Origin of the sequence: Nocardia sp. NBC_01327, from assembly GCF_035958815.1 — a bacterium.
Lineage (GTDB): Bacteria > Actinomycetota > Actinomycetes > Mycobacteriales > Mycobacteriaceae > Nocardia.
The window spans coordinates 3,219,599-3,239,833 of record NZ_CP108383.1 but is presented as its reverse complement, the minus strand read 5'-3'; the positions used below and the strand labels follow the sequence as shown (position 1 = coordinate 3,239,833).

General features: G+C 66.7%; 19 protein-coding genes. 12 read left to right on the top strand and 7 right to left on the bottom strand.

What is annotated here, in order from left to right:
* Positions 1–24 precede the first annotated feature (24 nt).
* The gene (locus tag OG326_RS14435) at positions 25–1,263 is read right to left on the bottom strand and encodes an acetoin utilization protein AcuC (protein WP_327145143.1); all 1,239 of its coding nucleotides are present in this window, start codon (positions 1,261–1,263) and stop codon (positions 25–27) included.
* A 174-nt stretch (positions 1,264–1,437) separates the two neighbouring features.
* On the opposite strand from OG326_RS14435, the gene OG326_RS14430 reads away from it, so the two are divergent.
* Together OG326_RS14430 and galE are read left to right on the top strand one after the other, a co-directional pair.
* Positions 1,438–2,124, top strand: coding sequence for a metal-dependent transcriptional regulator (locus OG326_RS14430; RefSeq protein ID WP_327145142.1), 687 nt, complete (start codon positions 1,438–1,440; stop codon positions 2,122–2,124).
* Positions 2,125–2,127: 3 nt separating this feature from the next.
* Positions 2,128–3,108, top strand: coding sequence for a UDP-glucose 4-epimerase GalE (gene galE / locus OG326_RS14425; protein WP_327145141.1), 981 nt, complete (start codon positions 2,128–2,130; stop codon positions 3,106–3,108).
* A 29-nt stretch (positions 3,109–3,137) separates the two neighbouring features.
* Here galE and OG326_RS14420 read toward each other — a convergent pair whose 3' ends face one another.
* The gene (locus tag OG326_RS14420; protein WP_327145140.1) at positions 3,138–4,418 is read right to left on the bottom strand and encodes a DUF4192 domain-containing protein; all 1,281 of its coding nucleotides are present in this window, start codon (positions 4,416–4,418) and stop codon (positions 3,138–3,140) included.
* A gap of 230 nt (positions 4,419–4,648) precedes the next feature.
* Positions 4,649–5,056, bottom strand: coding sequence for a VOC family protein (locus tag OG326_RS14415; RefSeq protein WP_327145139.1), 408 nt, complete (start codon positions 5,054–5,056; stop codon positions 4,649–4,651).
* 94 nt (positions 5,057–5,150) lie between these two features.
* On the opposite strand from OG326_RS14415, the gene OG326_RS14410 reads away from it, so the two are divergent.
* The gene (locus OG326_RS14410; protein WP_327145138.1) at positions 5,151–6,122 is read left to right on the top strand and encodes a helix-turn-helix transcriptional regulator; all 972 of its coding nucleotides are present in this window, start codon (positions 5,151–5,153) and stop codon (positions 6,120–6,122) included.
* 100 nt (positions 6,123–6,222) lie between these two features.
* Positions 6,223–6,741 (top strand): hypothetical protein, encoded by a 519-nt coding sequence (locus tag OG326_RS14405; RefSeq protein ID WP_327145137.1) that lies wholly within the window; start codon positions 6,223–6,225, stop codon positions 6,739–6,741.
* A 77-nt stretch (positions 6,742–6,818) separates the two neighbouring features.
* Here the strand turns inward: OG326_RS14405 and OG326_RS14400 are convergent, their stop codons facing one another.
* A complete protein-coding gene (locus OG326_RS14400; protein WP_327145136.1) occupies positions 6,819–7,394 on the bottom strand; it encodes a DUF5642 family protein in 576 nt (191 codons plus the stop codon).
* Positions 7,395–7,715: 321 nt separating this feature from the next.
* On the opposite strand from OG326_RS14400, the gene OG326_RS14395 reads away from it, so the two are divergent.
* The 4 genes from OG326_RS14395 to speD all read left to right on the top strand — a co-directional run bounded on the left by OG326_RS14395 (position 7,716) and on the right by speD (position 13,867).
* Positions 7,716–8,669, top strand: coding sequence for a PAC2 family protein (locus tag OG326_RS14395; RefSeq protein ID WP_327145135.1), 954 nt, complete (start codon positions 7,716–7,718; stop codon positions 8,667–8,669).
* A gap of 142 nt (positions 8,670–8,811) precedes the next feature.
* Positions 8,812–11,322, top strand: coding sequence for a DEAD/DEAH box helicase (locus tag OG326_RS14390; RefSeq protein WP_327145134.1), 2,511 nt, complete (start codon positions 8,812–8,814; stop codon positions 11,320–11,322).
* 203 nt (positions 11,323–11,525) lie between these two features.
* Complete coding sequence (locus OG326_RS14385) at positions 11,526–12,641, top strand: type III PLP-dependent enzyme (protein WP_327145133.1); 1,116 nt, start codon at positions 11,526–11,528, stop codon at positions 12,639–12,641.
* Positions 12,642–12,649: 8 nt separating this feature from the next.
* The gene (gene speD / locus OG326_RS14380; RefSeq protein WP_327145132.1) at positions 12,650–13,867 is read left to right on the top strand and encodes an adenosylmethionine decarboxylase; all 1,218 of its coding nucleotides are present in this window, start codon (positions 12,650–12,652) and stop codon (positions 13,865–13,867) included.
* A 70-nt stretch (positions 13,868–13,937) separates the two neighbouring features.
* On the opposite strand, the gene OG326_RS14375 is transcribed toward speD, so the two are convergent.
* Positions 13,938–14,552: a helix-turn-helix domain-containing protein gene (locus OG326_RS14375; protein ID WP_327145131.1), complete on the bottom strand. Its 615-nt coding sequence runs from the start codon at positions 14,550–14,552 to the stop codon at positions 13,938–13,940.
* A 77-nt stretch (positions 14,553–14,629) separates the two neighbouring features.
* Here OG326_RS14375 and OG326_RS14370 point away from each other — a divergent pair, with 77 nt between their 5' ends.
* Positions 14,630–15,451: an enoyl-CoA hydratase/isomerase family protein gene (locus OG326_RS14370; protein WP_327145130.1), complete on the top strand. Its 822-nt coding sequence runs from the start codon at positions 14,630–14,632 to the stop codon at positions 15,449–15,451.
* A gap of 27 nt (positions 15,452–15,478) precedes the next feature.
* On the opposite strand, the gene OG326_RS14365 is transcribed toward OG326_RS14370, so the two are convergent.
* Entirely contained in the window at positions 15,479–16,660 is a 1,182-nt protein-coding gene (locus OG326_RS14365) for a cytochrome P450 (RefSeq protein WP_327145129.1), read from the bottom strand.
* Between the two features lie 224 nt (positions 16,661–16,884).
* Here OG326_RS14365 and OG326_RS14360 point away from each other — a divergent pair, with 224 nt between their 5' ends.
* Both OG326_RS14360 and OG326_RS14355 read left to right on the top strand, forming a co-directional pair.
* Positions 16,885–17,331: a hypothetical protein gene (locus OG326_RS14360; protein ID WP_327145128.1), complete on the top strand. Its 447-nt coding sequence runs from the start codon at positions 16,885–16,887 to the stop codon at positions 17,329–17,331.
* Between the two features lie 128 nt (positions 17,332–17,459).
* Complete coding sequence (locus OG326_RS14355; RefSeq protein ID WP_327145127.1) at positions 17,460–18,653, top strand: Rieske 2Fe-2S domain-containing protein; 1,194 nt, start codon at positions 17,460–17,462, stop codon at positions 18,651–18,653.
* 92 nt (positions 18,654–18,745) lie between these two features.
* Here the strand turns inward: OG326_RS14355 and OG326_RS14350 are convergent, their stop codons facing one another.
* Positions 18,746–19,252 carry a DUF2231 domain-containing protein gene (locus tag OG326_RS14350; RefSeq protein ID WP_327145126.1) on the bottom strand — a complete coding sequence of 169 codons (507 nt, stop codon included), beginning with the start codon at positions 19,250–19,252 and terminating at the stop codon, positions 18,746–18,748.
* 107 nt (positions 19,253–19,359) lie between these two features.
* On the opposite strand from OG326_RS14350, the gene OG326_RS14345 reads away from it, so the two are divergent.
* On the top strand, positions 19,360–19,989 hold the full coding sequence (locus tag OG326_RS14345) for a gamma carbonic anhydrase family protein (protein ID WP_327145125.1): 630 nt from the start codon (positions 19,360–19,362) through the stop codon (positions 19,987–19,989).
* Positions 19,990–20,235: the final 246 nt, after the last annotated feature.

The following is a 20,235-nucleotide window of genomic DNA, read 5'->3' as shown; positions in this document are numbered from 1 at the left end:
GAGGGGACCGCCGGATCGGCAGATTCAGTCACGGGGATCCTCCGGATCCAGGCCGAGCAGCCCGAAAGTCGCGCGGCGTGTTGCCAATACGGATGTGTCCAGGGCGCGCCGCGCGCGGTCGGTCCGCTCATCGCCGGTCTCGCGGCCACCGCCGGGACCGTCCCAGCGTTCGAAGCCGGTATCGGCGCCGTCGCCCATGGTGCCGGGCGGCGCCACGGTGGGCGCGTACGCCTCGACCAGTTCCTGCCACTCCCGCGGAATCGGGGTATCGGGGTCGATGGTCCGGTCCAGCGCCGTGGCCAGCAGATGCGTCCAGGCCCGCGGCACCACCCGGATGAGCCCGTATCCCCCGCCGCCGACCGCGAGCCAGCGGCCCTCGGCATACCGATCGGCCAGATCGCGCATGGCGATGAAGGCCGCGCGCTGCCCGTCCACGCTCAATTCCAGATCGGCGAGCGGGTCCTCCCGATGGGTGTCGACACCGCACTGGCTGATCACGATCTGCGGCCGGAAGGCCGCCAGCGCGCCGGGGGCGACCGCATGGAAACCGCGCAGCCACAGCGGATCCCGGGTGCCGGGCATGATCGGCAGATTGATGGCGGTGCCCTCGGCCGCGCCCGCGCCGGTCTCCTCCGGCCATCCGGTATTGGGCCACAGCGTCGCCGGATGCTGATGGATGGACAGCGTCAGTACCCGTGGATCGCCGTAGAACACGCGCTGCACACCGTCACCGTGGTGCACGTCCACATCGAGGTATGCGATGCGATCGAAGCCATTGTCGAGCAGCCACGAAATCGCCACCGCCACATCGTTGTACACGCAGAATCCGGCCGCCGAATCGGGCATGGCGTGATGCATGCCGCCGCCGATGCTCACCGCCCGGCGGGTGCGCCCGGCCGCGATCTCCTGCGCCGCCGCGAGGGTGCCGCCGACAATCACCGACGCCGCCTCGTGCATATGCGGAAAGACCGGATTGTCGGCCGAGCCGAGTCCGTACGGCGGTGCGGCGGGCATGACGCCCGCCGGTTGCTGAGCGTGCTTGACGGCCTCTATGTAGTCATGGGTGTGCACCCGCAGCAGTTCCGAATCCCCGGCCGCGACAGGTGTCAGCGTCTCCACCCCGTCCAGCAGTCCCAGACTCCGGGCCAGCGCCATGGTGAACTGCAGCCGGACCGGCCGCATCGGGTGCTCCGGCGTCCACGTGTAATCGAGGAACCGATCGGTCCATACGACGGTTCCGTCTTCACGCGCGCGGCCAGGCATACTTGCCACGCTAGTGCGTCCGCTGCACTCGGAGGCTATGGACACTGTGACGCCGGAAACCCGTGGGGAACACGCAGGCCGTCCTCGGTGTTGACTCGGAGTTCGCGAAATAAGCTGCAGCCCGGTGTAGCCGCCGCGCATGGGTAGAATTCGTGCCGACGAAGGGGTTAACAGGTGAAGGATCTGGTCGACACCACGGAGATGTACCTCCGTACCATCTACGACCTCGAGGAGGAGGGTGTCACGCCCCTGCGCGCTCGCATTGCCGAGCGCCTCGAGCAGAGCGGTCCCACGGTGAGCCAGACGGTGGCGCGGATGGAGCGCGACGGTTTGCTGACCGTTGCCGGTGACCGCCACCTCGAATTGACCGACAAGGGCCGGGGCATGGCGGTTTCCGTGATGCGCAAGCACCGCCTGGCCGAGCGGCTGCTGGTCGATATCATCGGCCTGGACTGGGAGAACGTGCACGCCGAGGCCTGCCGCTGGGAGCACGTCATGAGCGAGGAGGTCGAGCGCCGCCTCGTCGAGGTGCTCAACAACCCCACGACCTCGCCCTACGGCAATCCCATTCCCGGACTGGACGAGCTGGGCGTGCCGCCGCGCTCGGGCGCCGAGGAGAAGCTGATCCGCCTCTCGGACCTGCCCTCGGGCCAGTCCGCCGCGGTGGTCGTGCGCCGCCTGTCCGAGCACATCCAGACCGATCCCGAGGTCATCGGCCAGCTGCGCGAAGCCGGCGTGGTGCCCGACGCACGCGTCAATGTGGAGACCAGGCCGGGTTCGGTGGTCATTCTGGTGCCGGGCCACGAAGGTTATGAACTGTCCGATGAGATGGCGCATGCCGTCCAGGTGAAGTTGGTCTGATCCGTGAAACTTCTGGTAACCGGAGGCGCGGGCTACGTCGGTGGCGTCTGCGCGCAGGTTCTGCTCGAAGACGGCCACGAGGTGGTTGTCGTCGATGATGTTTCGACCGGTAATGCCGAGGGTGTTCCGGGTGGCGCGAAGTTCATCGAAGGCGATATCGCCACGGTCGGCGTAGAGCTGATCGCCTCCGAATCCTTCGACGGCGTGCTGCATTTCGCGGCCCAGTCGCTCGTCGGCGAGTCGGTGGTGCAGCCGGAGAAGTACTGGCACGGCAATGTGGTGAAGACCCTGGCGCTGCTGGAGGCGATGCGCGAGGCGGGCACGCCGCGCCTGGTGTTCTCCTCCACCGCGGCGGTGTACGGCGAACCGGAGCAGGTGCCGATCGTCGAGGACGCGCCCAAGCGCCCGACCAATCCCTATGGCGCGTCGAAGCTCTCGATCGACTACGCCATTACCTCGTACGCCGCGGCGCACGGGCTGGCGGCCACCAGCCTCCGGTATTTCAATGTGGCCGGCGCGTATGCCGGGCTCGGCGAGAACCGCATGGTGGAAACCCATCTCATCCCCCTCGTGCTGCAGACGGCGCTGGGCCATCGGGAATCGATCTCGGTCTTCGGCACCGACTATCCGACCCCGGACGGCAGCGCGGTGCGCGACTACATTCACATTCGCGATCTGGCGCAGGCGCATCTGCTGGCGCTGGCGCAGTCGCAGCCGGGCAAGCACCGCATCTTCAATCTCGGTAGCGGTACCGGTTTCTCGGTGCGCGAGGTGATCGACTCCTGCCGGCGCGTGACCGGCCTGCCGATCACCTCGGTGGACGCACTGCGGCGGGCGGGCGATCCGGCGGTGCTCATCGCCTCCAGCGAGCTGGCCACGGCCGAACTGGGCTGGCGACCCGAACACACCGATCTGGACGAGATCGTCGCCGACGCGTGGGAATTCCTGCGCTCGCTCGGCAATCGCGCGCACAGCGCCCGCTAGCACCGAATCTCCGCGCGGCGCCGCGGATCTCACGGGTGCTCGGCACGCAGATCGACACCCAGATCCGCGGCGGCTTCGCGACCTGCATCGGCGAGCCGGTGCAGCCGCTGCGGCGGCATACCGGTCTGCAATCCGATATCCAGCAGGTTGGCCATGCGGTGCGCGGGATCGGAATTCAGCGCGGCTTCCAGGGCGATACCGGCGAGCGGACCCTCCCCGCGCACATAGGCGGTGTAGCCCAGCAGCATGGCCGCCTCGGCACGATCCGGATCGGGCAGCGCCCGCGTCAATTGCAGCCACAGGGTTTCGGCGGCGCGGGCATGCGGACCTGGTACGAGACCGAAGAGAATATCGCGCACCGTCGAATCACGCAGTGCGACAGCCATTTCCGCCAGTTCCCGCGTATTCGGCAGCGTTCCCGCCTCGATGGCGGACAGCCACCTCAGCACGTTCCGGACGGCCGCGCGGCTATAGGACTCCGGTTCATCGCGCCGCACGGCCTCGGCGAGCCGATGCACGGCAGCCTCGGCGGCGGCGTCCAGCAGCGGCCGGAATCGTTCCCGGACAGCCGCGTCCACCTCGATCACATCGGTCAGCTCCGCCCGGGAGCCGCGCAGCGGCCGACCCGCCAGCACATGCCGGAGGGTGACCAGCGAGGTCGTCGGATCCGGTTGCCGACCGCGCCGCGCCGGACCCAGCAGACTCCACCACGGCAGCTCCGGGCCGATCGCGCGCACGGCCCACGCCCCGGCCAGCGGCACCGCCGCGGCGTCCAGGCGATGTTCCAGCGCACACACCAGATCTCGATGCCGGCGCGACCGCACCCCACGATGCCGTTCGACCGGCGCGGTGGCGCGATCGTCGACGATCAGGGCCAGCACCGCGGCGGTGGTATCGCGCACGCAGACCCCCGCGACCCGTTCGACGAGCTGTCCGGTGGCGGCCCGGCCCGGACTGTCCAGATCCATCCGGGCCACCACATCGATTGTGGCCGTGCCGGGTTCGTCCACCGCCTCCCGCAGCACGGTCACCACCAGTGACCGGGCGGGCATGAATCCGAGCATGGCGGGCACCGCCGCGATGAAGTCGCCCGGATTCCGCAGATGCGGCTCCGGTTCGGATCCGTCTGCGGGATCGATGAATTCGGGATCGCCATGGTCACGCTCGCTATGACCGGGATGGCTGTGCTCGGCACCGATACGGTCAGAATCGGTGTAGTCAGGATCGGTGTGCTCGGGACCGATGAGGCCGGGATCGCCGTGCTCGGGATCGGTGTGGTCGGGAGGCGTCGGTTCGGCGGGAGTGGTCATGGAATCGAGCGTGCGCGGCGGCGCCGTCGCCACCGCGAGGCCCACCAGCGGTTTTGCCCGGCCTGTGGACAACCGGTCGCGCCGTGCGCTATTCGGCGTGGCGCGGAGCCCGGCAGCGGATATCTGTCGGACCCCGTTGTTACCGTGCGGGCAGATCGGAAGAAATGAAACGTATTCATTTCATTTCACCCGATCGGGCCCCGTCCCACTGCTAGTGTCCCGCTCGGAAGCTACTCCGGACGCGCAGCGGCCAAGATCTCGAGGTAGTGCGGATTGGTCATAATGCCCAGCACATTGCCGAACGGATCCACCACGGCGGCAGTGACGAATCCGGTGCCCTCGCCGCGCGCGGTGATCGGCTCGTACTCCTTCGCCCCCATTTCCAGCAGCCGTTCGAAGGTGGCCGCGACATCATCGACATGCCAGTTCACGATCTGACCACCCGGCTGATCCGGCGTCGTGGCCGCGTACTTGCGATTGATGAGACCGAGCTCGGCCTGGTAGTCGCCGATGCGGAACTCGTAGTACCCGCCCGGAACGGTGAAATACGGTGCGACGCCGAGGAATTCGCTGTACCAGTCCTTGGCTGCCTCCAGGTCGTCGGCGAAGTAGTTGACGGTGGCCATTCCACGCAGCATGTCGATCTCCTAATTGGGTTCCGCTGGTCGATATATCCATCATCGGCCGCAAAGTGCTCACCGAATGAGCACTTTTATTGGGAGAATTTCTTTCATGCGAGCCGATCGATTGGTAGCCACCCTGCTCTTCATGCAGACGCGCGGCCGGGTGACCGCCGCCGAGGTCGCCACCGAACTGGAAGTCTCGGTGGCCACCGCCCGCCGCGACCTGGAGGCACTGTCCACAGCCGGGATTCCGGTGTACCCGCAGCCGGGGCGCGGTGGCGGCTGGGCGCTGGTGGGCGGAGCACGCACAGATCTGAGCGGTTTGACCGCCACCGAGGCGCAATCGTTGTTCCTGCTCCTGGGCCCGATGGCGACCGCCACCCCCGCCACCCGATCCGCACTGCGGAAACTCCTGCACGCCTTGCCGCAACCGTTCCGCCTCGAGGCGGAGGCGGCCGCCGGCGCGGTGATCGTGGATCCGGCGCGCTGGGGCGAACGCGACGAACAGGCTCCGGCACTGGTCGACCAGTTGCAGGCCGCGGTGGTCCGCCGGCGCCGGGTGCGATTCGACTACGGGCGTGCGGGCATTCGCACCCAGCGCACGGTCGACCCGTGGGGCCTGGTCGACAAGGACGGCATCTGGTACCTCGTGGCCGGAACCGACCGGGGGCAGCGGACTTTTCGCGTGGACCGCATGACGGACGTCGAGGTGACCGCCGAATCCGCGCATCGCCCTGCGGATTTCGACCTCTCCGCCGCCTGGTCGGAGGTGGTCGAGCAGGTGGAGCAGCACCGGTCGACGCTGTCCGCCACCGTGCTCGTACCCACCACGCTGCTTTCGGTACTGCGCCACCAGCAGGGGCGGCACTGCGAGGTGGACGGTCCCCAACCCGACGGCCGTGTGCGCGTGCGCATCACCGCGCCCACGCCGCTCATGATCGCCCAGCAATTGGCCGGTTGGGGAACGGCTTTGGAGGTGACCGAACCGGAGTCGGTGCGCGCCGAACTGGCCCGGCTGGGCACCGAACTCGCGGAGCGCTACCGGCTGCCCCGAGACGCCCGTTCCACAGTTATGCCATAACCGAATCATGTTGCAGCACTTTTCATTTCACGAATTATCAGGCTCACTCGCTGTTACAGTCCGCCCGGCGCCTGTCGGAGGCGCCGGAAGGAAGTACGCAATGACGAGAACACTTCGCACCGCGAGCGTTGCCGCCGTGCTCACCGCACTCGCGGGGCCCACACTGCTGGCCGGACCCGCCGCCGCCGATATCACCGATGTCAGCGTTGTCGGCGTCACCCCCGGATCGCAGTGCACCGTGACGGACGGCTGCACCATCATCGCCGGGGTGTCCGGCAACAACCGCTACGACCAGGTGCAATTCCTGATCAACGGCGCCGTCATCGGATCCGCCACGCCGGTAGCCGATTCCGGCGTGGTCACCGCGACCTTCTCCTGGCACCCGACCAGCCCCGGCCCGGTCATGGTCGGAGCGACGCAGGGCACCACCTCATCGGCGGTCAGCTATCTCGTCGGCGGTGGCGGTTCGGCCTGCTCCTGGCTGCCCAGCGGTTCGGCGGGCAGCGGTTCGGCGAGCGGTTCCGGCGGCAGCGGTTCCTCGAGCCTGTCGGGCGGAACCGGTTCAGCGGGTAGCGGATCCGCGGGCAGTGGTTCAGCGGGCAGCGGCTCCGCCTGCTGATTCGGTCTGCGGGAGCCGGATCAGGCAGGGGGTCGGCTCCTCCCCGGGGGACATCCGCGCTTGTCCCCGTGCGGGATTCAGCCCTTGCGCACCTTGCTCACCGCGGTGGTGAACAGGGAATCGAGGGCCTCGGTATCGGCCTTGGAATCAGCGAACGACATATAGGTCACATTGATGCGCACATTCCCGATCTGACCGAGCAGCGTCTGCATATGCCGGGTGATACCCGCACTGCCGGACTCGGATTGGACGGTGCGCCGCAGCGCGAGGGTGTCGTCGGCGTTCAGCGGCGGCGGCGGATCCAGCTCGGTGGTGATGGTCGCGGTGGTTCCGGAGTGACCGACGCGCACGGTCCCGCAGCGCTGCAATTGATCTCGCAGCGTGGACAGCGGCTGGTCGGTGCGCACCAATTCGACGGTGAGGGTGGCGCGGGTGGAATCGTCGGTGCCGACGGAGACCGCCGGTCCCGGGGTCGGTGCGCTCGGCGCACAGGTGGCCGGATCGATCTGGGCCCCGGGCAGAATGCCGTCGAGATCACCGGCGGCTTGGCCGGCGGCATCGATCGGCAGCGTCACAGCCGCGTAGCGGGCGGGGAATTGGGACGGATCCGGCAGTAGCCGAGCCAGTCCGCTATCGGTTTGCACTGTTGTCACCGAACTTCTGTTACCGACCGGATGGCCCGATACCGTGGTGCCGCACGCCGCCAGCGCCACACCCACAATCGCGACCCCGAGGGCACGGAGAGGCCTTCGGCACAGCGGGTGGGCAGGCCTGCGGCAGGGCGCGGTCACGTGTCCACTATGCCGAATTTCTGCTGATCACAGCGAATGCCACGCCGCGTGGCGAGCCCGCCGGGAATGCGTGTCCCGGTGCCACGCGTTGCACTCGCGGTGCGGGCAGTGCACGACCGGTCGGCGCATGAGGGACAATGGTTTCTAGGTCGCGCATGTGGGCCACGCAGGAAGGAGCACGCGATGGACTACGAGTCGCGAATGTACGAGCTGGAGTTCCCCGCTCCGCAACTGTCATCCGCCGACGGTGCTGGTCCGGTACTGGTGCACGGGCTGGAGGGTTTCACCGACGCCGGTCACGCCGTGAAGTTGGCCACCACGCATCTGCGGGAGAGCCTCGAGAGTGAACTGGTCGCCTCGTTCGATATGGACGAGTTGCTGGACTATCGCTCACGGCGGCCGCTGATGATGTTCAAGACCGATCACTTCTCCGAATACACCGAGCCCGAGCTGAATCTGTGGGCGCTCAAGGACACCGCGGGCACCCCGTTCCTGCTGCTGTCCGGGCTGGAACCGGATCTGCGCTGGGAGAAGTTCGTCACCGCGGTGCGCCTGCTGTCCGAACAGCTGGGCGTGCGCCGCACCATCGGCCTGAGCGCGATCCCCATGGCCATTCCGCACACCCGTCCCCTCGGTGTCACCGCGCACGCCAGCAATAGCGATCTGATCGGCGATCACCAGCGCTGGCCCGGCGAGCTGCAGGTTCCGGGCAGCGCGTCCTCGCTGCTGGAGTACCGGATGGCTCAGCACGGCCACGAGTCGGTCGGCTTCTCGGTTCATGTTCCGCACTATCTGACCCAGACCGCCTATCCGGAGGCCGCGCAGACGCTGCTGGAGAATGTGGCCGAGAACGCGGGCCTGGAATTGCCGCTGGCGGCGCTGAGCGAATCGGCCGCGCGGGTGCGCGAGCAGGTCAACGAGCATATTTCCGGCAACTCCGAGGTGGAGAATGTCGTACAGGCGCTCGAGCGGCAGTACGACAGCTTCGTGACCGCGCAGGAACGGCAGTCCAGCCTGCTCGCGAGCGATGCCGATCTGCCCACCGGCGATGAACTGGGCGCGGAGTTCGAACGCTTCCTGGCCGAACAGTCCGGGTTCACCGAGGGTGAGAGCACCGACGGCGGCGAGCCGCGCTGAGTGACAGTCGGCGAGCCGCGCTGAGCAATAGTTCGGTGAGCCGCGCTGAGTGGCCGTCGGCGGGCCGGTGCTGAGCAATAGTCGGCCGACGCCGGGTAGTGGCGGCCGAAGTCGGGCAGACCGCCCAGTAACGTAGTGCCCCGTGCAGTTATCCGAACTCGTCCCCGACCAAGCCGTACCCGATGTGGACCCGGATTGGCTGTACGAAACCTTCTCCGACTGGACCGCGTCGCAGGGCCTGACCCTGTATCCGGCCCAGGAGGAAGCGCTGCTCGAGCTGTTCACCGGCGCGAATGTCATTCTGGCCACGCCGACCGGCTCCGGTAAGTCACTCGTCGCGATCGGCGCGCACTACGCGGCGCTCAATCGCGGGCAACGCAGTTACTACACCGCGCCGATCAAGGCGCTCGTCAGCGAGAAGTTCTTCGCGCTGTGCGAGGTGTTCGGCGCGGACAAGGTCGGCATGGTGACCGGCGATGCGGCGGTCAATCCGGAGGCGCCGATCATCTGCGCCACGGCCGAGATCCTGGCCAATCTGGCGCTGCGCGAGGGTTCGAGCGCCAATGTCGGCCAGGTCATCATGGACGAGTTCCACTATTACGCCGATCCCGATCGCGGCTGGGCGTGGCAGGTGCCGCTCATCGAACTGCCGGGCGTCCAATTCCTGCTCATGTCCGCCACTCTCGGCGAGATGGAATTCTTCGGCGAGGATCTGCGGCGCCGCACCGGACGCGATACCGCCATTGTCTCCGGCGCGGAACGACCTGTGCCGCTGAGCTTTTCGTATGTGAAGACCCCCATCACCGAGACCCTCGAGGATCTGGTGACGACCAGCCTCGCCCCGGTCTACGTGGTGCACTTCACCCAGGCCTCGGCCATGGAGCGGGCGCAGGCGCTGATGAGCGTGAACTTCGCGTCCAAGGCGGAGAAGGACGCGATTGCCCAGGCGCTGGGCGAATTCCGCTTCGCCACCGGATTCGGCAAGACCCTCTCGAAGTTCATCCGGCACGGCATCGGCGTCCACCATGCGGGCATGCTGCCCAAATACCGGCGACTGGTGGAGAAGCTGGCGCAGGACGGACTGCTGAAAGTGGTGTGCGGCACCGACACTCTCGGCGTCGGCATCAATGTGCCCATTCGCACCGTGCTGTTCACCGGGCTCACCAAGTACGACGGTGTGCGCACGCGCCGCCTGAACGCCCGTGAATTCCATCAGATTTCGGGCCGGGCGGGTCGCGCCGGGTTCGACAGTATGGGCACGGTGTGGGTGCAGGCGCCCGAGCACGAGGTGGAGAACGCCCGCCGCATCGCCCGCGCGGGCGACGATCCGAAGAAGCTCAAGAAGGTCCAGAAGACCAAGCCCCCCGAGGGTTTCGTGTCCTGGTCCGAGGAGACGTTCGACCGGCTCATCGCGGCCTCGCCGGAGCCGATGGTCTCCCGGTTCAATGTGACCAATGCCATGCTGCTGAATGTGATTGCGCGCAAGGGCAATTGCTTCTACGCCATGCGGCATCTGCTGGAGGACAATCACGAACCGCGGGCCGCGCAGCGCAAGCACATCCTGAAGGCCATCAAGCTCTATCGCGCGCTGCGGGATGCCGGGGTCGTGCAGCAGCTCGACGAGCCCGACGAGTTCGGCAGGCATGCCCGGCTCATGGTGGATCTGCAGCGCGATTTCGCGCTCGATCAGCCGCTGTCGCCGTTCGCGCTGGCCGCGTTCGAACTGCTCGACAAGGAGTCGCCCACCTACACCGTGGATGTGATCTCGCTCATCGAATCGACCCTGGAAGATCCCCGGCAGTTGCTCATGGCGCAGCAGCACAGGGCGCGGGGTGTGGCGGTCGCGGAGATGAAGGCCGACGGGATCGAATACGAGGAGCGCATGGAGCTCCTGGAGGAAGTCACCTGGCCCAAACCACTGGGCGAGGAGCTCATCTACCCGGCCTACGAGACCTACAAGGCCGGTCATCCGTGGATTTCGGAGTTCGAGCCCTCCCCCAAGTCGGTCGTGCGCGAGATGGTCGAGCGCCAGCTCACCTTCGCCGAACTGGTCTCGCAGTACGAGCTGGCGCGCTCGGAGGGCGTGGTGCTGCGCTATCTCGCCGATGCGTACCGCGCGCTGCGGCGGACCGTGCCGGAGCAGGCGCGCACCGAGGAGCTCGACGACATCACCGAATGGCTGGGCGAGCTCATCCGCCAGGTCGATTCGAGCCTGCTGGACGAATGGGAGCAACTCACCAATCCGGGCGCGGAGACCGATACCGAACAGGTCGCGTTCGGCGCGGAGACCGTCCGGCCCATCTCGGCCAATGAGCGCGCCTTCCGGGTACTCATCCGCAATGCCCTGTTCCGCCGGGTCGATCTGGCCGCCCTGCAGCGCTGGGACGCGCTGGAGGAGTTCGGGGACGAGCTGGATTGGGAGACCGAACTCGAGCCGTACTTCGACGAGTACGAGGAAATTCGCACCGGCCCGAACGCGCGCGGCCCGAAGCTGTTCCAGGTGGAGCAGCGGGGCGAGTTCTGGCATGTGCGCCAGGTGCTCGACGATCCGGCCGGCGATCACGGCTGGTCCATCGACGCGGTCGTTGATCTGGCCGAATCCGATGCCGCGGGCGAAGTGGTGTTCGACGAAGTGACGGTCGTGGCGGGCTGAGGTTCGCTCGCGGCGGGCCGAGGTTCGCACTGCGCGTGGTCACACTCTCGTAAGGTCGCGGGCCCGTTCACAGCGGGCCCGCCGCGTTAAGGTGACGTAATCGAACCTTCGCCAGTTCGTTTTCCTGTGCCAACCGCTGCTATTCTCGCTGGCTGTTGCCCGAGGCCGTTTCGACGGCCCGAACAGTGGGGAGTTCCCTTAGATTGACCGTTTCAAACTCGGCCGAGTCGCCCCGTCTCGTCATCGACCTGAACCTGGTGCGTGCCAACTACCGCGCCCTGCATGCCGCGCTACCCGCAGCGCGAATTCGCTTCGCCGTCAAGGCAAGTCCCCTACCGGAGATCATCCGGCTACTCAATGACGAAGGCGCCGAGTTCGACGTCGCCAGCGTCGGCGAAATCGAACTGTGCCTCGCGCAGGGGGTCGATCCGGCGGTCATGTGCTACGGCAACCCGATCAAGAAGGCCGCCCATATCGCCGCCGCGTACGCGGCCGGGGTGCGGCGCTTCGCCTCCGACTCCGAGGGCGACCTGGAACGCATTGCCGAGCAGGCGCCCGGTTCGGAGGTCGAGGTCCGATTCCTGGCTTCGGCGCCGCAGTCGCAGACGCCGTTCGGCGCCAAGTTCGGTTGCGCCCCCGGCGAAGCCGCGCAGCTCCTGGTGCGCGCGCACGATCTGGGCCTGAAGGTCGGCGGACCGTACTTCCACGTGGGCTCGCAGCAGCTCGATCCCATCGCCTGGCAGATCGGTATCGAACAGGCCGGCGAGATCGCGGAAGTGCTGGCGGTCAAGGACATTGCCGTATCGACGGTGAATATCGGTGGGGGACTACCGATTTCGTATGCCGACGCGGCGCCCGGCGTGGACGAGCTGGGCGCGGTCATCGCCGCGGCCGCCGCCCGCCATCTCCCGGAACACACCGCACTCATCGTGGAACCCGGTCGCGCCCTTGTGGGTAACACCGGTGTGATTCACGCCGAGGTGGTGAATGTTCGCCAAGCGCCGGACGGGCGGCGCTGGATATACCTCGATATCGGCCGCTACAACGGCATGGCCGAAACCGAGAACGAGTACATCGCCTACCGCTTCCAGACCGACCGCGACAGCGATCCGATGGACGAAGCGGTGGTCGCCGGTCCGACATGTGACGGCGACGATGTACTGTATCAGCGCACGCGGGTCCTTCTTCCGACCACGTTGCGAGCCGGTGATCCTGTTCGGATCCTCGAGACCGGCGCCTATACGGCGAGCTATTCGTCGGTGTCCTTCAACGGTTTTCCGCCTTTGACTGTTCATGTCACTGGCGCTGAGCGAGAGTGAGTTTAGCCATGACGGCAGAATTCACCGGCTGGCATGTGCTGGCCGAGTTCGGTGGTGTCGACGCGGCCCTCTGCGACGACCTCGAACGACTCGAAGCCGCACTTCGAAAATCGTTGGTCGCCGCGGGGGTGACCATCTGTGATGTCGTGCGCAAGCAGTTCGAGCCGCAGGGTGTCACCATCCTGGCTCTACTGGCCGAGTCACACGCCTCGATCCACACCTATCCCGAATCGGGCGATATCTTCGTCGACGTCTTCACCTGCGGCAGTATCGGAGCCGGCGCTACCAAGGCCGTCGAGCTGCTGCAGCAGGAGCTGGCGCCGAAGTCGGTGAATATGGAGGTCATCCAGCGCGGCCACAGCGCCCGCCGGATCCATGAGCCGGTCGGCGACGGTCTGACCCGGGTGTGGAACATGTCCGAGGTCGTGGTGGACACCAATACCCCGTACCAGCACATGATCATCGCGCGCACCGAGCAGGGCCTGTCCCTGTTCTCCGACGACGATCGCCAGTCCACCGAGTTCTCGCAGCTCACCTACCACGAGGCCATGCTGGTCCCGGGGTACGCGCTGGCCGAGAAGCTGGACAAGGTGCTCATCATCGGTTCCGGTGAGGGTGTCGCCTCGCAGATGTCGGTGGCCGCGGGCGCGTCGCTCGTCGATCACGTGGACATCGATCAGCGGGAGGTGGAGCTGTGCGCCGAGCACCTCCCCTACGGTTACTCGCAGGCCGATCTGGCCGAGGCGGTCGCACAGACCGGCCCGATCAAGATGCACTACGCCGACGGCTGGGACTTCCTGGCCAAGGCCGAGGCCGCGGGCGTGCGCTACGACATGATCATCATCGATCTGCCGGACGAGCGCGTCGAGGATGCCCAGCACAATCGCCTGTACGAGGATGACTTCCTCAATCGATGTAAAGCGCTGCTGTCCGACGGCGGCGTGATGGCGGCGCAGGCCGGCTGTCAGACCATGTGGCGCAATGAGACTCTCAAGCGCTCGTGGTCCCGCTTCCACAATCTGTTCGAGACTGTCGTCCCGTACGTCAGCGACGAGCACGAGTGGACCTTCATCTTCGGCGTCGTCAAGAAGATCGAAGACCCGGTGGCCAAGATGACCGCCACGCTCTCGACCCTCCCCTACAAGGCGGAGACCATCGACGAGCAGGCGCTGATCCGCGGCGCCATCGAGCCGCACGCCCTGCGCGTCGGCGCGACGGTCGGCTAGCCCGAACCGCTGCACCCGCAGTGTGCCCGCACAGATCCTGGATCTGTGCGGGCACACTCGTATCCGCGGTTCAGTGGTCGGCGGTGGGGTCTGTGATCAAGGCGGCTTTGAAATAGCGGCGGGCGCTGGCCCATTCGCGGTCGCGGTCCCGGTCGGGGTGCAGGCAGTCGCGCATGGCCAGGCCGCGTGCGGTGGCGAGGGCGAACATCATGAGCTGCGGCAGGTCGGGACGGTCGGTGATCTCGGTGGCCAGTTTGCGAACATGCCTGCCGATCTCGGCGTCGATGTCGTGTTCGACCTCGAGCAGTAGTTCGCGCAGCTCGGCATCCGTGCGCGCGGCCGCCCAGAGGTCGAGGGCGGCGTGATACAGCGTGCCGCTGTGCTGGTCCCAGACCATATCGAGCATGCCGTCGAGATCGGTGATGTTCTCGAATCGGTCGCGCAGTTCGGTGTGACGCCGCTCGGCGAGGCGGGCGATGGCGGCGGCGACCAGGGTGTTGCGGGTGCGGAAGTGATGCAGGTGCGCGCCGACCGACAGGCCCGCCCGCTCACTCACCTGCGCCAAAGTCAGGTTGGCATAACCGGATTCGGCCAGGCAGTCGATGGTCGCGTCCAGCAGTGCCGCGCGGGTCTCCTCCCGGCGCTGCTGCTGGGTGCGCCGCTGCGGGCGGATAGCTGCTGTCACGTCACCGGTCACCTCGAAAACAATACGCTACAAACTTACATTGCATTAGTAACGTAATTTTAGTTACCGTAGTGCGCATGAGCGAAGACGCCCCCACCGCCAGCCCTGCCGTTTCCGTCGAGCACCCCGTTCCGGGCGTGGCGCTGGTGACCCTGAACCGACCGAGGTCGCTCAATGCGATCAGCGAAGCGTTCGCCGCGGAGATGGCGGTGGCCTTCACGCAATTGGCAACGGAGGCAGCGGTTTCCGTTGTCATCCTGACCGGCGCGGGGCGCGGTTTCAGCTCCGGCGCCGATCTGAGCGCCATGGCGACCGGCATCGGCGCCGAGGGGACCGAGTTGCGGCTGGATCCGATGATCGAATGGATGCGCCGTGCCGCTCGACCGTACGTGGCGCTGACCAGCCTGCCGCAGTTGACGATTGCCGCGGTCAACGGCCCGGCCGCCGGTGCGGGATGGGGACTCGCCATGGGCTGCGATATCCGCATTGCCGGTCCGTCCGCCAGCTTCTGCGCCACCTTCGTGCGCATGGGGCTCGGCCCCGACTACGGCCTGTCCCGCACCCTCCCCGATACCGTCGGCGAGGCTCGCGCCCTCGAACTGCTCGCCACCGGACGGACCGTCGACAGCGCGGAGGCGCTGCGGATCGGCCTGGTCTCCGCCGTCGCCGATGATGCGGTGGCGGCTGCTGTCGATTTGGCCGAATCCGTCACGGCCGCACCCGATTACGCCATCCGGTCGCTGAAGCGAACCGTCCGGCGCTCCTCGAACGCCGATGCCATCACGGTCATCAATGAGATCGAGGCCACGGCCCAGGCCGAGCTGTTCGCCCACCCGCGCTTCCACGCCTCCGCGGCGGACTGGCTGTCCCGGTTCAAATCCACCGGCGTCACCGCATGATCGGCCGGCGCCAGCGCGTGATCGGCCCTACGGCTGGGCGCCCACTTGATCGAACTCCAGGTGGAGTTCTTCGGGCGCCCCGACGCTGATACCGACCGCCGAGCGGACGACCGAGTCCGGGACCAGCCGGAAGTTCGTCAGCCGGGCCAGCAGCCGGTTGATGCCGATCTCCAATTGCAGCCGGGCGAAGTGCCTGCCCACGCAGCGATGGATGCCGATGCCGAAGGCCAAGTGCGGATTGCGATTTCGTTCGAAGTCGAGGCTGTCTGGATGATCGAACCTCGCGGTATCGCGATTGCCCGAACGCCAGTGCACGGCGATACGATCGCCCTTCGCGAGCGGCACTCCCAGCAGATCATTGTCCTGCACGACCACCCGGCCCATTACGCTCACCGTCGAGGTGTACCGCAGCACTTCATCCAAATCGCCTCTGGCCCAGCCGGGTTCGCGCAGACGCGCCTCCAGGCCCGGCTCCTCGGTCAGGAATTTCGCGATGTACGACAGCGCACCGCGCGTGGTGTCCAGACCGCCCAGCAGCAGGACCGTGACCACACCCAGTCGCTCCTCCTGGGTCAGCGGCCGACCACCCTCCACCGTGGCATCGACGACCGACTGCAGGAAGTCGTCCCGCGGTTCGCGCTCACGTTCGGCCATCAGCTCGGCGGCCAGCATGGCGACCGCGGCGAAACTCTCGGGCGTGTTCTGCACCGAGACCGCGGTGACCGCGTCGACCGCGCGCTGCAACCGCTCCTCGTTATCGTCGTCGAGCACCACCTTCGCCAGCGCACCGGCGGAGAACGGGACGGCGAATCGGCTGACGAACTCGACCTGCCCGTCCGCGACGAACCCGTCGATCAGCGCATCGGCATGCTTTTCCAGAACCGGCTCGTAGCGTGCCAGGGCGGCGCGGGTGAACGGACCGTTCAAGAACGCCCGAAAGTCACTGTGCAGCGGTGGATCGACGTCGATCGGCGGTAGTGCGACCGGCACCGTGGCGAGTCCGGGCATGGTCGAACTGAACACCTCGGGGTGCGAGGCCACCGTGACCAGATCCTCGTACCGGGTGACAACGTGCATGCCGCCGCCGAAGCCGGTGTGGACGACCGGGCACTGCGCACGGGCCCATGCCAATCCCTCGTCCAGCCGCGCGCAGTCTTGCTCGTCGAACCAATCGAGCTGATCGAAGAATGGTTGCTGGCTGTCGGTCACGGCATGCTCCTTAGCCCGAAATTGCGCCGCTACCAGTGGAACACAGGCAACGGTCCGGCCGCGAGAACCGCTCAATACTCCCCCCGAATTGGGTGGGTCGATACGCTGGAGGGTGGAACGACTCCAGCCGCGCACCGCTGCGATGTCGTTGGAGCCCGTCCGAGGCCGTATGGCTGATCGGTGGTACGGCCGCGAGTTTCATTACGCGGGAAGGACATCGGCTGATGAGGGTGCGGCGATGGGTGGCGGGGGTCGTGGCATCGGCGAGCATCGGGGCGCTGGTGTGCGGAATCGGGGCCACACCGGCCCAGGCGGATCCCCTCCCCCAGTGGGCCCCGTTCGGGACCACCCTCTTCACCTTCGGTGACGCGAATTTCTGTGCCGGGATGATCAATATCGTGCTGGAGGCCACCCCGCATATGCCCGGCCATGTGCTGGCCCACGTGACCCCGCTCGGATATCTGAACGGGCCGTGCGGCAACCACGTGTCGCTGGGATGGCTGGGTTCGGCGGGCGGCCGCTCCCAGGACGTGTACGTGCACTCCGACGGCCCCCGCGCGGGCGACACTGTCACCGTTGATCTTTGGGTCGGCATGGGCCTGGCCAAACTCTTCGCGAACACCGCGCCCATCCAGAGCCAGTGGGCGGAATGGTATCTCTGGGTGCCCTGACCCCGACGTGCTGCGATGGCGCACCAATTCACTTGCCCCGCATGCCATATCCCAGCCTGCGGTCACTCGACTGGCATCAGTTCGTTCTCCTTTGTAACTTGTTCTAGTACGTTCAGAGGAGGATCACAATGTCGACAACCCCACCGGGGCCCCGTGGGAAGGTTCGCGAGATCGACGTGGGCGCGGCGCCCACTCGCTACGCCCGGGGCTGGCATTGCCTGGGTCTCGCCAGCACCTTCCGTGACGGCAAGCCGCACGCCGTCAATGCTTTCGGCACCAAGCTGGTCGTGTTCACCGACAGCAAGGGTGATCTGAAGATCCTCGACGGTTACTGCCGCCACCTGGGCGGAGACCTGTCCATGGGCGAGGTCAAGGGCGATTCCATCGCCTGCCCGTTCCACGATTGGCGCTGGGGCGGCGACGGCAAGTGCACGGGCATCCCGTATGCCCGGCGCGTGCCCCCGCTGGCTCGCACCCGCGCGTGGAGCACCCTCGAGCGCAACGGACAGCTGTTCGTCTGGCACGACCACGAGGGCAGCAAGCCCACCGATGAGGTGACGATTCCCTACATCGACGGGCCGTACCGCGATGAGCACGGCACACCGCTCGAGCAGTTGTCGGGCGAGTGGACCGAGTGGACCTGGAACTCGCTGCTGATCGAGGGCGCCAACTGCCGCGAGATCATCGACAACGTCGTGGATATGGCGCACTTCTTCTATATCCACTACGCGTTCCCGACCTTCTTCAAGAATGTCTTCGAGGGCCACGTCGCCACCCAGTACCTGGATTCGGTGGGCCGTCGCGATATCGGCATGGCCGCCGAGATCGACGGTGATTCGCTGCTCAAGTCCGAGGCGTCGTATTTCGGCCCGTCGTACATGGTGAATCCACTGCTGAACAGCTACAACGGTTTCGAGGTCAAGAGTGCGCTGATCAACTGCCACTACCCGGTGACGCAGGATTCGTTCGTCCTGCAGTGGGGCGTCTCGCTGGAGAAGCCGAAGGGCCTGCCGGACAGCGCATCACAGGATCTGGCCGTCCAGATGGCCGATGCCATCAGCGACGGCTTCCTGCAGGACGTCGAGATCTGGAAGCACAAGTCCAAGATCGACAACCCGCTGCTGACCGAGGAGGACGGCCCGGTCTACCAGCTGCGCCGCTGGTACGACCAGTTCTACGTGGACGTCGCCGATATCGACCCCAAGTCGACGCAGCGCTTCGAATTCGAGGTCGACACCACCAAGGCGAACGAGGCCTGGGCCCTCGAGGTCGAGGAAAACCTCCGCAGAGCCCGCGAGGAATCGGTGTCACTGCAGGACTGATGTGCAGTGACACCGACCAGGAACTGGTGGCGGGCGCTTCTCGGCCTTTGCCGCCACCAGTTCCTGGTCGTGATCGTTTCAATCGGCGCGGGTCACTTCGGCAGGACCTGGTCGGTGGTGGGGTGGGTGCGCGGCGGCTGGGCCGAGACACCGTGCCAGGTCGACTGGGCGCCGGATTCTCCGATTCGGTACACCTGCACCGTCGCCGCCACGCTCGCGGCGAGGGTGAGGGCGGCGACCACGCCGACGAGCAGTCGGGACAGCGCACGGCCGCGGGACTCGCGCAGGTGAACGACCACCACCAGAGCCGCCGCGATCAACAACCCGCCCGCGAAGTAGATGAACGTATCGCCGAGGTGAGTGTGCGTGCGCAGGTCGGGATTTCGCCCGACACGCTTCTCCAGCCACTCCCCCGCATCGGTGGTGATCGGGGTCAGGATCACCACGAACACGGCCAGCACGAGGCTCAGCCAGACCAGGCGGCGGCGGGCCGCGGGCCACAGCGCCGATATGGTCAGCAGCACCGCGGTCAAGGGGGCCAGCACCACGATGAAATGCACGAGCAAGATGTGGGCCGGGAGGCCGTTGAAGGTCGACATCGGGAACTTTCTCGCGGGCGGACCGTACGTGCCCACAAGCTGTCACACATTCACTGAGAGGACGCTGAGCCTCCCCTGGCAAGGGACTACACCGGATCGGAGCAGGTATGGCCAGCTATGAAATCGACGGAGTGGTACCGGTCGTGGCCGTCGGCGCGTTCGTGCACCCGTCCGCGGTGCTGATCGGCGATGTCGTCGTCGAAAGCGGCTGCTACATCGGCCCGACGGCGAGCATACGAGGCGATTTCGGCTCGATCGTGATCGGCGCGGGCTCCAATGTGCAGGACGGCTGCGTCCTGCACTCGTTCCCCGGGCGAGAGTTGCTGCTGGAGAGCGAATCCCATATCGGCCACGGCGCGGTACTGCACGGTTGTGTCATCGAGTCGGGTGCGATGGTCGGAATGAACGCCGTCGTGATGGACGGCGCCCGGATCGGCGCACGCGCGCTCGTCGGCGCCGGCAGCGTAGTGCGCGCCGAAACCACAATTCCCCCCGAGCACCTCGCCGTAGGCAACCCGGTCACGATAACCACACCCCTGGATGAGCAGACGCTCCACTGGAAGGCCAACGGCGTCAAGGTCTATCAAGAATTAGCCAGACGATCCCTGGCCACCCTGCGAGAAACCCCACCCCTCACCGAAATCCCGATCAACCGCCCCCGACTCAGCACCGGCCGCGACGTCTCGACTCCCCTGCACGAACTACGCCGCACCAACACCCCACCGCAGTCGCGCTGATCCAGACCGGCCTCAGACGAAGCGGTCGAGAATCGCCGCCAGTTCACGCGCCCGCAGCACAACACCCACATGCCCGGCCGACCACCAACCCTTCTGTGGCCCAGATGCGCTGCAGGCCAATCGCTTCTAGTGGCAGTGAGCGATGTGCTGTCCGGTCAGGGGTTGCCGGCACTTGACTTGGAGTGCGCTCCAGGTCGTAGGTTCGAGTGGTGAGCGTGGCTCACCTGATTTCGAGTGCGACCCTAG

Excerpts from the sequence above, each read along its gene's own strand:
- OG326_RS14435 (WP_327145143.1), bottom strand. The coding sequence starts at position 1,263 with ATGCCTGGCCGCGCGCGTGAAGACGGAACCGTCGTATGGACCGATCGG.
- OG326_RS14420 (WP_327145140.1), bottom strand. The coding sequence starts at position 4,418 with ATGACCACTCCCGCCGAACCGACGCCTCCCGACCACACCGATCCCGAG.
- OG326_RS14415 (WP_327145139.1), bottom strand. The coding sequence starts at position 5,056 with ATGCTGCGTGGAATGGCCACCGTCAACTACTTCGCCGACGACCTGGAG.
- OG326_RS14410 (WP_327145138.1), top strand. The coding sequence starts at position 5,151 with ATGCGAGCCGATCGATTGGTAGCCACCCTGCTCTTCATGCAGACGCGC.
- OG326_RS14405 (WP_327145137.1), top strand. The coding sequence starts at position 6,223 with ATGACGAGAACACTTCGCACCGCGAGCGTTGCCGCCGTGCTCACCGCA.
- OG326_RS14395 (WP_327145135.1), top strand. The coding sequence starts at position 7,716 with ATGGACTACGAGTCGCGAATGTACGAGCTGGAGTTCCCCGCTCCGCAA.
- speD (WP_327145132.1), top strand. The coding sequence starts at position 12,650 with ATGACGGCAGAATTCACCGGCTGGCATGTGCTGGCCGAGTTCGGTGGT.
- OG326_RS14370 (WP_327145130.1), top strand. The coding sequence starts at position 14,630 with ATGAGCGAAGACGCCCCCACCGCCAGCCCTGCCGTTTCCGTCGAGCAC.
- OG326_RS14360 (WP_327145128.1), top strand. The coding sequence starts at position 16,885 with ATGAGGGTGCGGCGATGGGTGGCGGGGGTCGTGGCATCGGCGAGCATC.
- OG326_RS14355 (WP_327145127.1), top strand. The coding sequence starts at position 17,460 with ATGTCGACAACCCCACCGGGGCCCCGTGGGAAGGTTCGCGAGATCGAC.
- OG326_RS14350 (WP_327145126.1), bottom strand. The coding sequence starts at position 19,252 with ATGTCGACCTTCAACGGCCTCCCGGCCCACATCTTGCTCGTGCATTTC.
- OG326_RS14345 (WP_327145125.1), top strand. The coding sequence starts at position 19,360 with ATGGCCAGCTATGAAATCGACGGAGTGGTACCGGTCGTGGCCGTCGGC.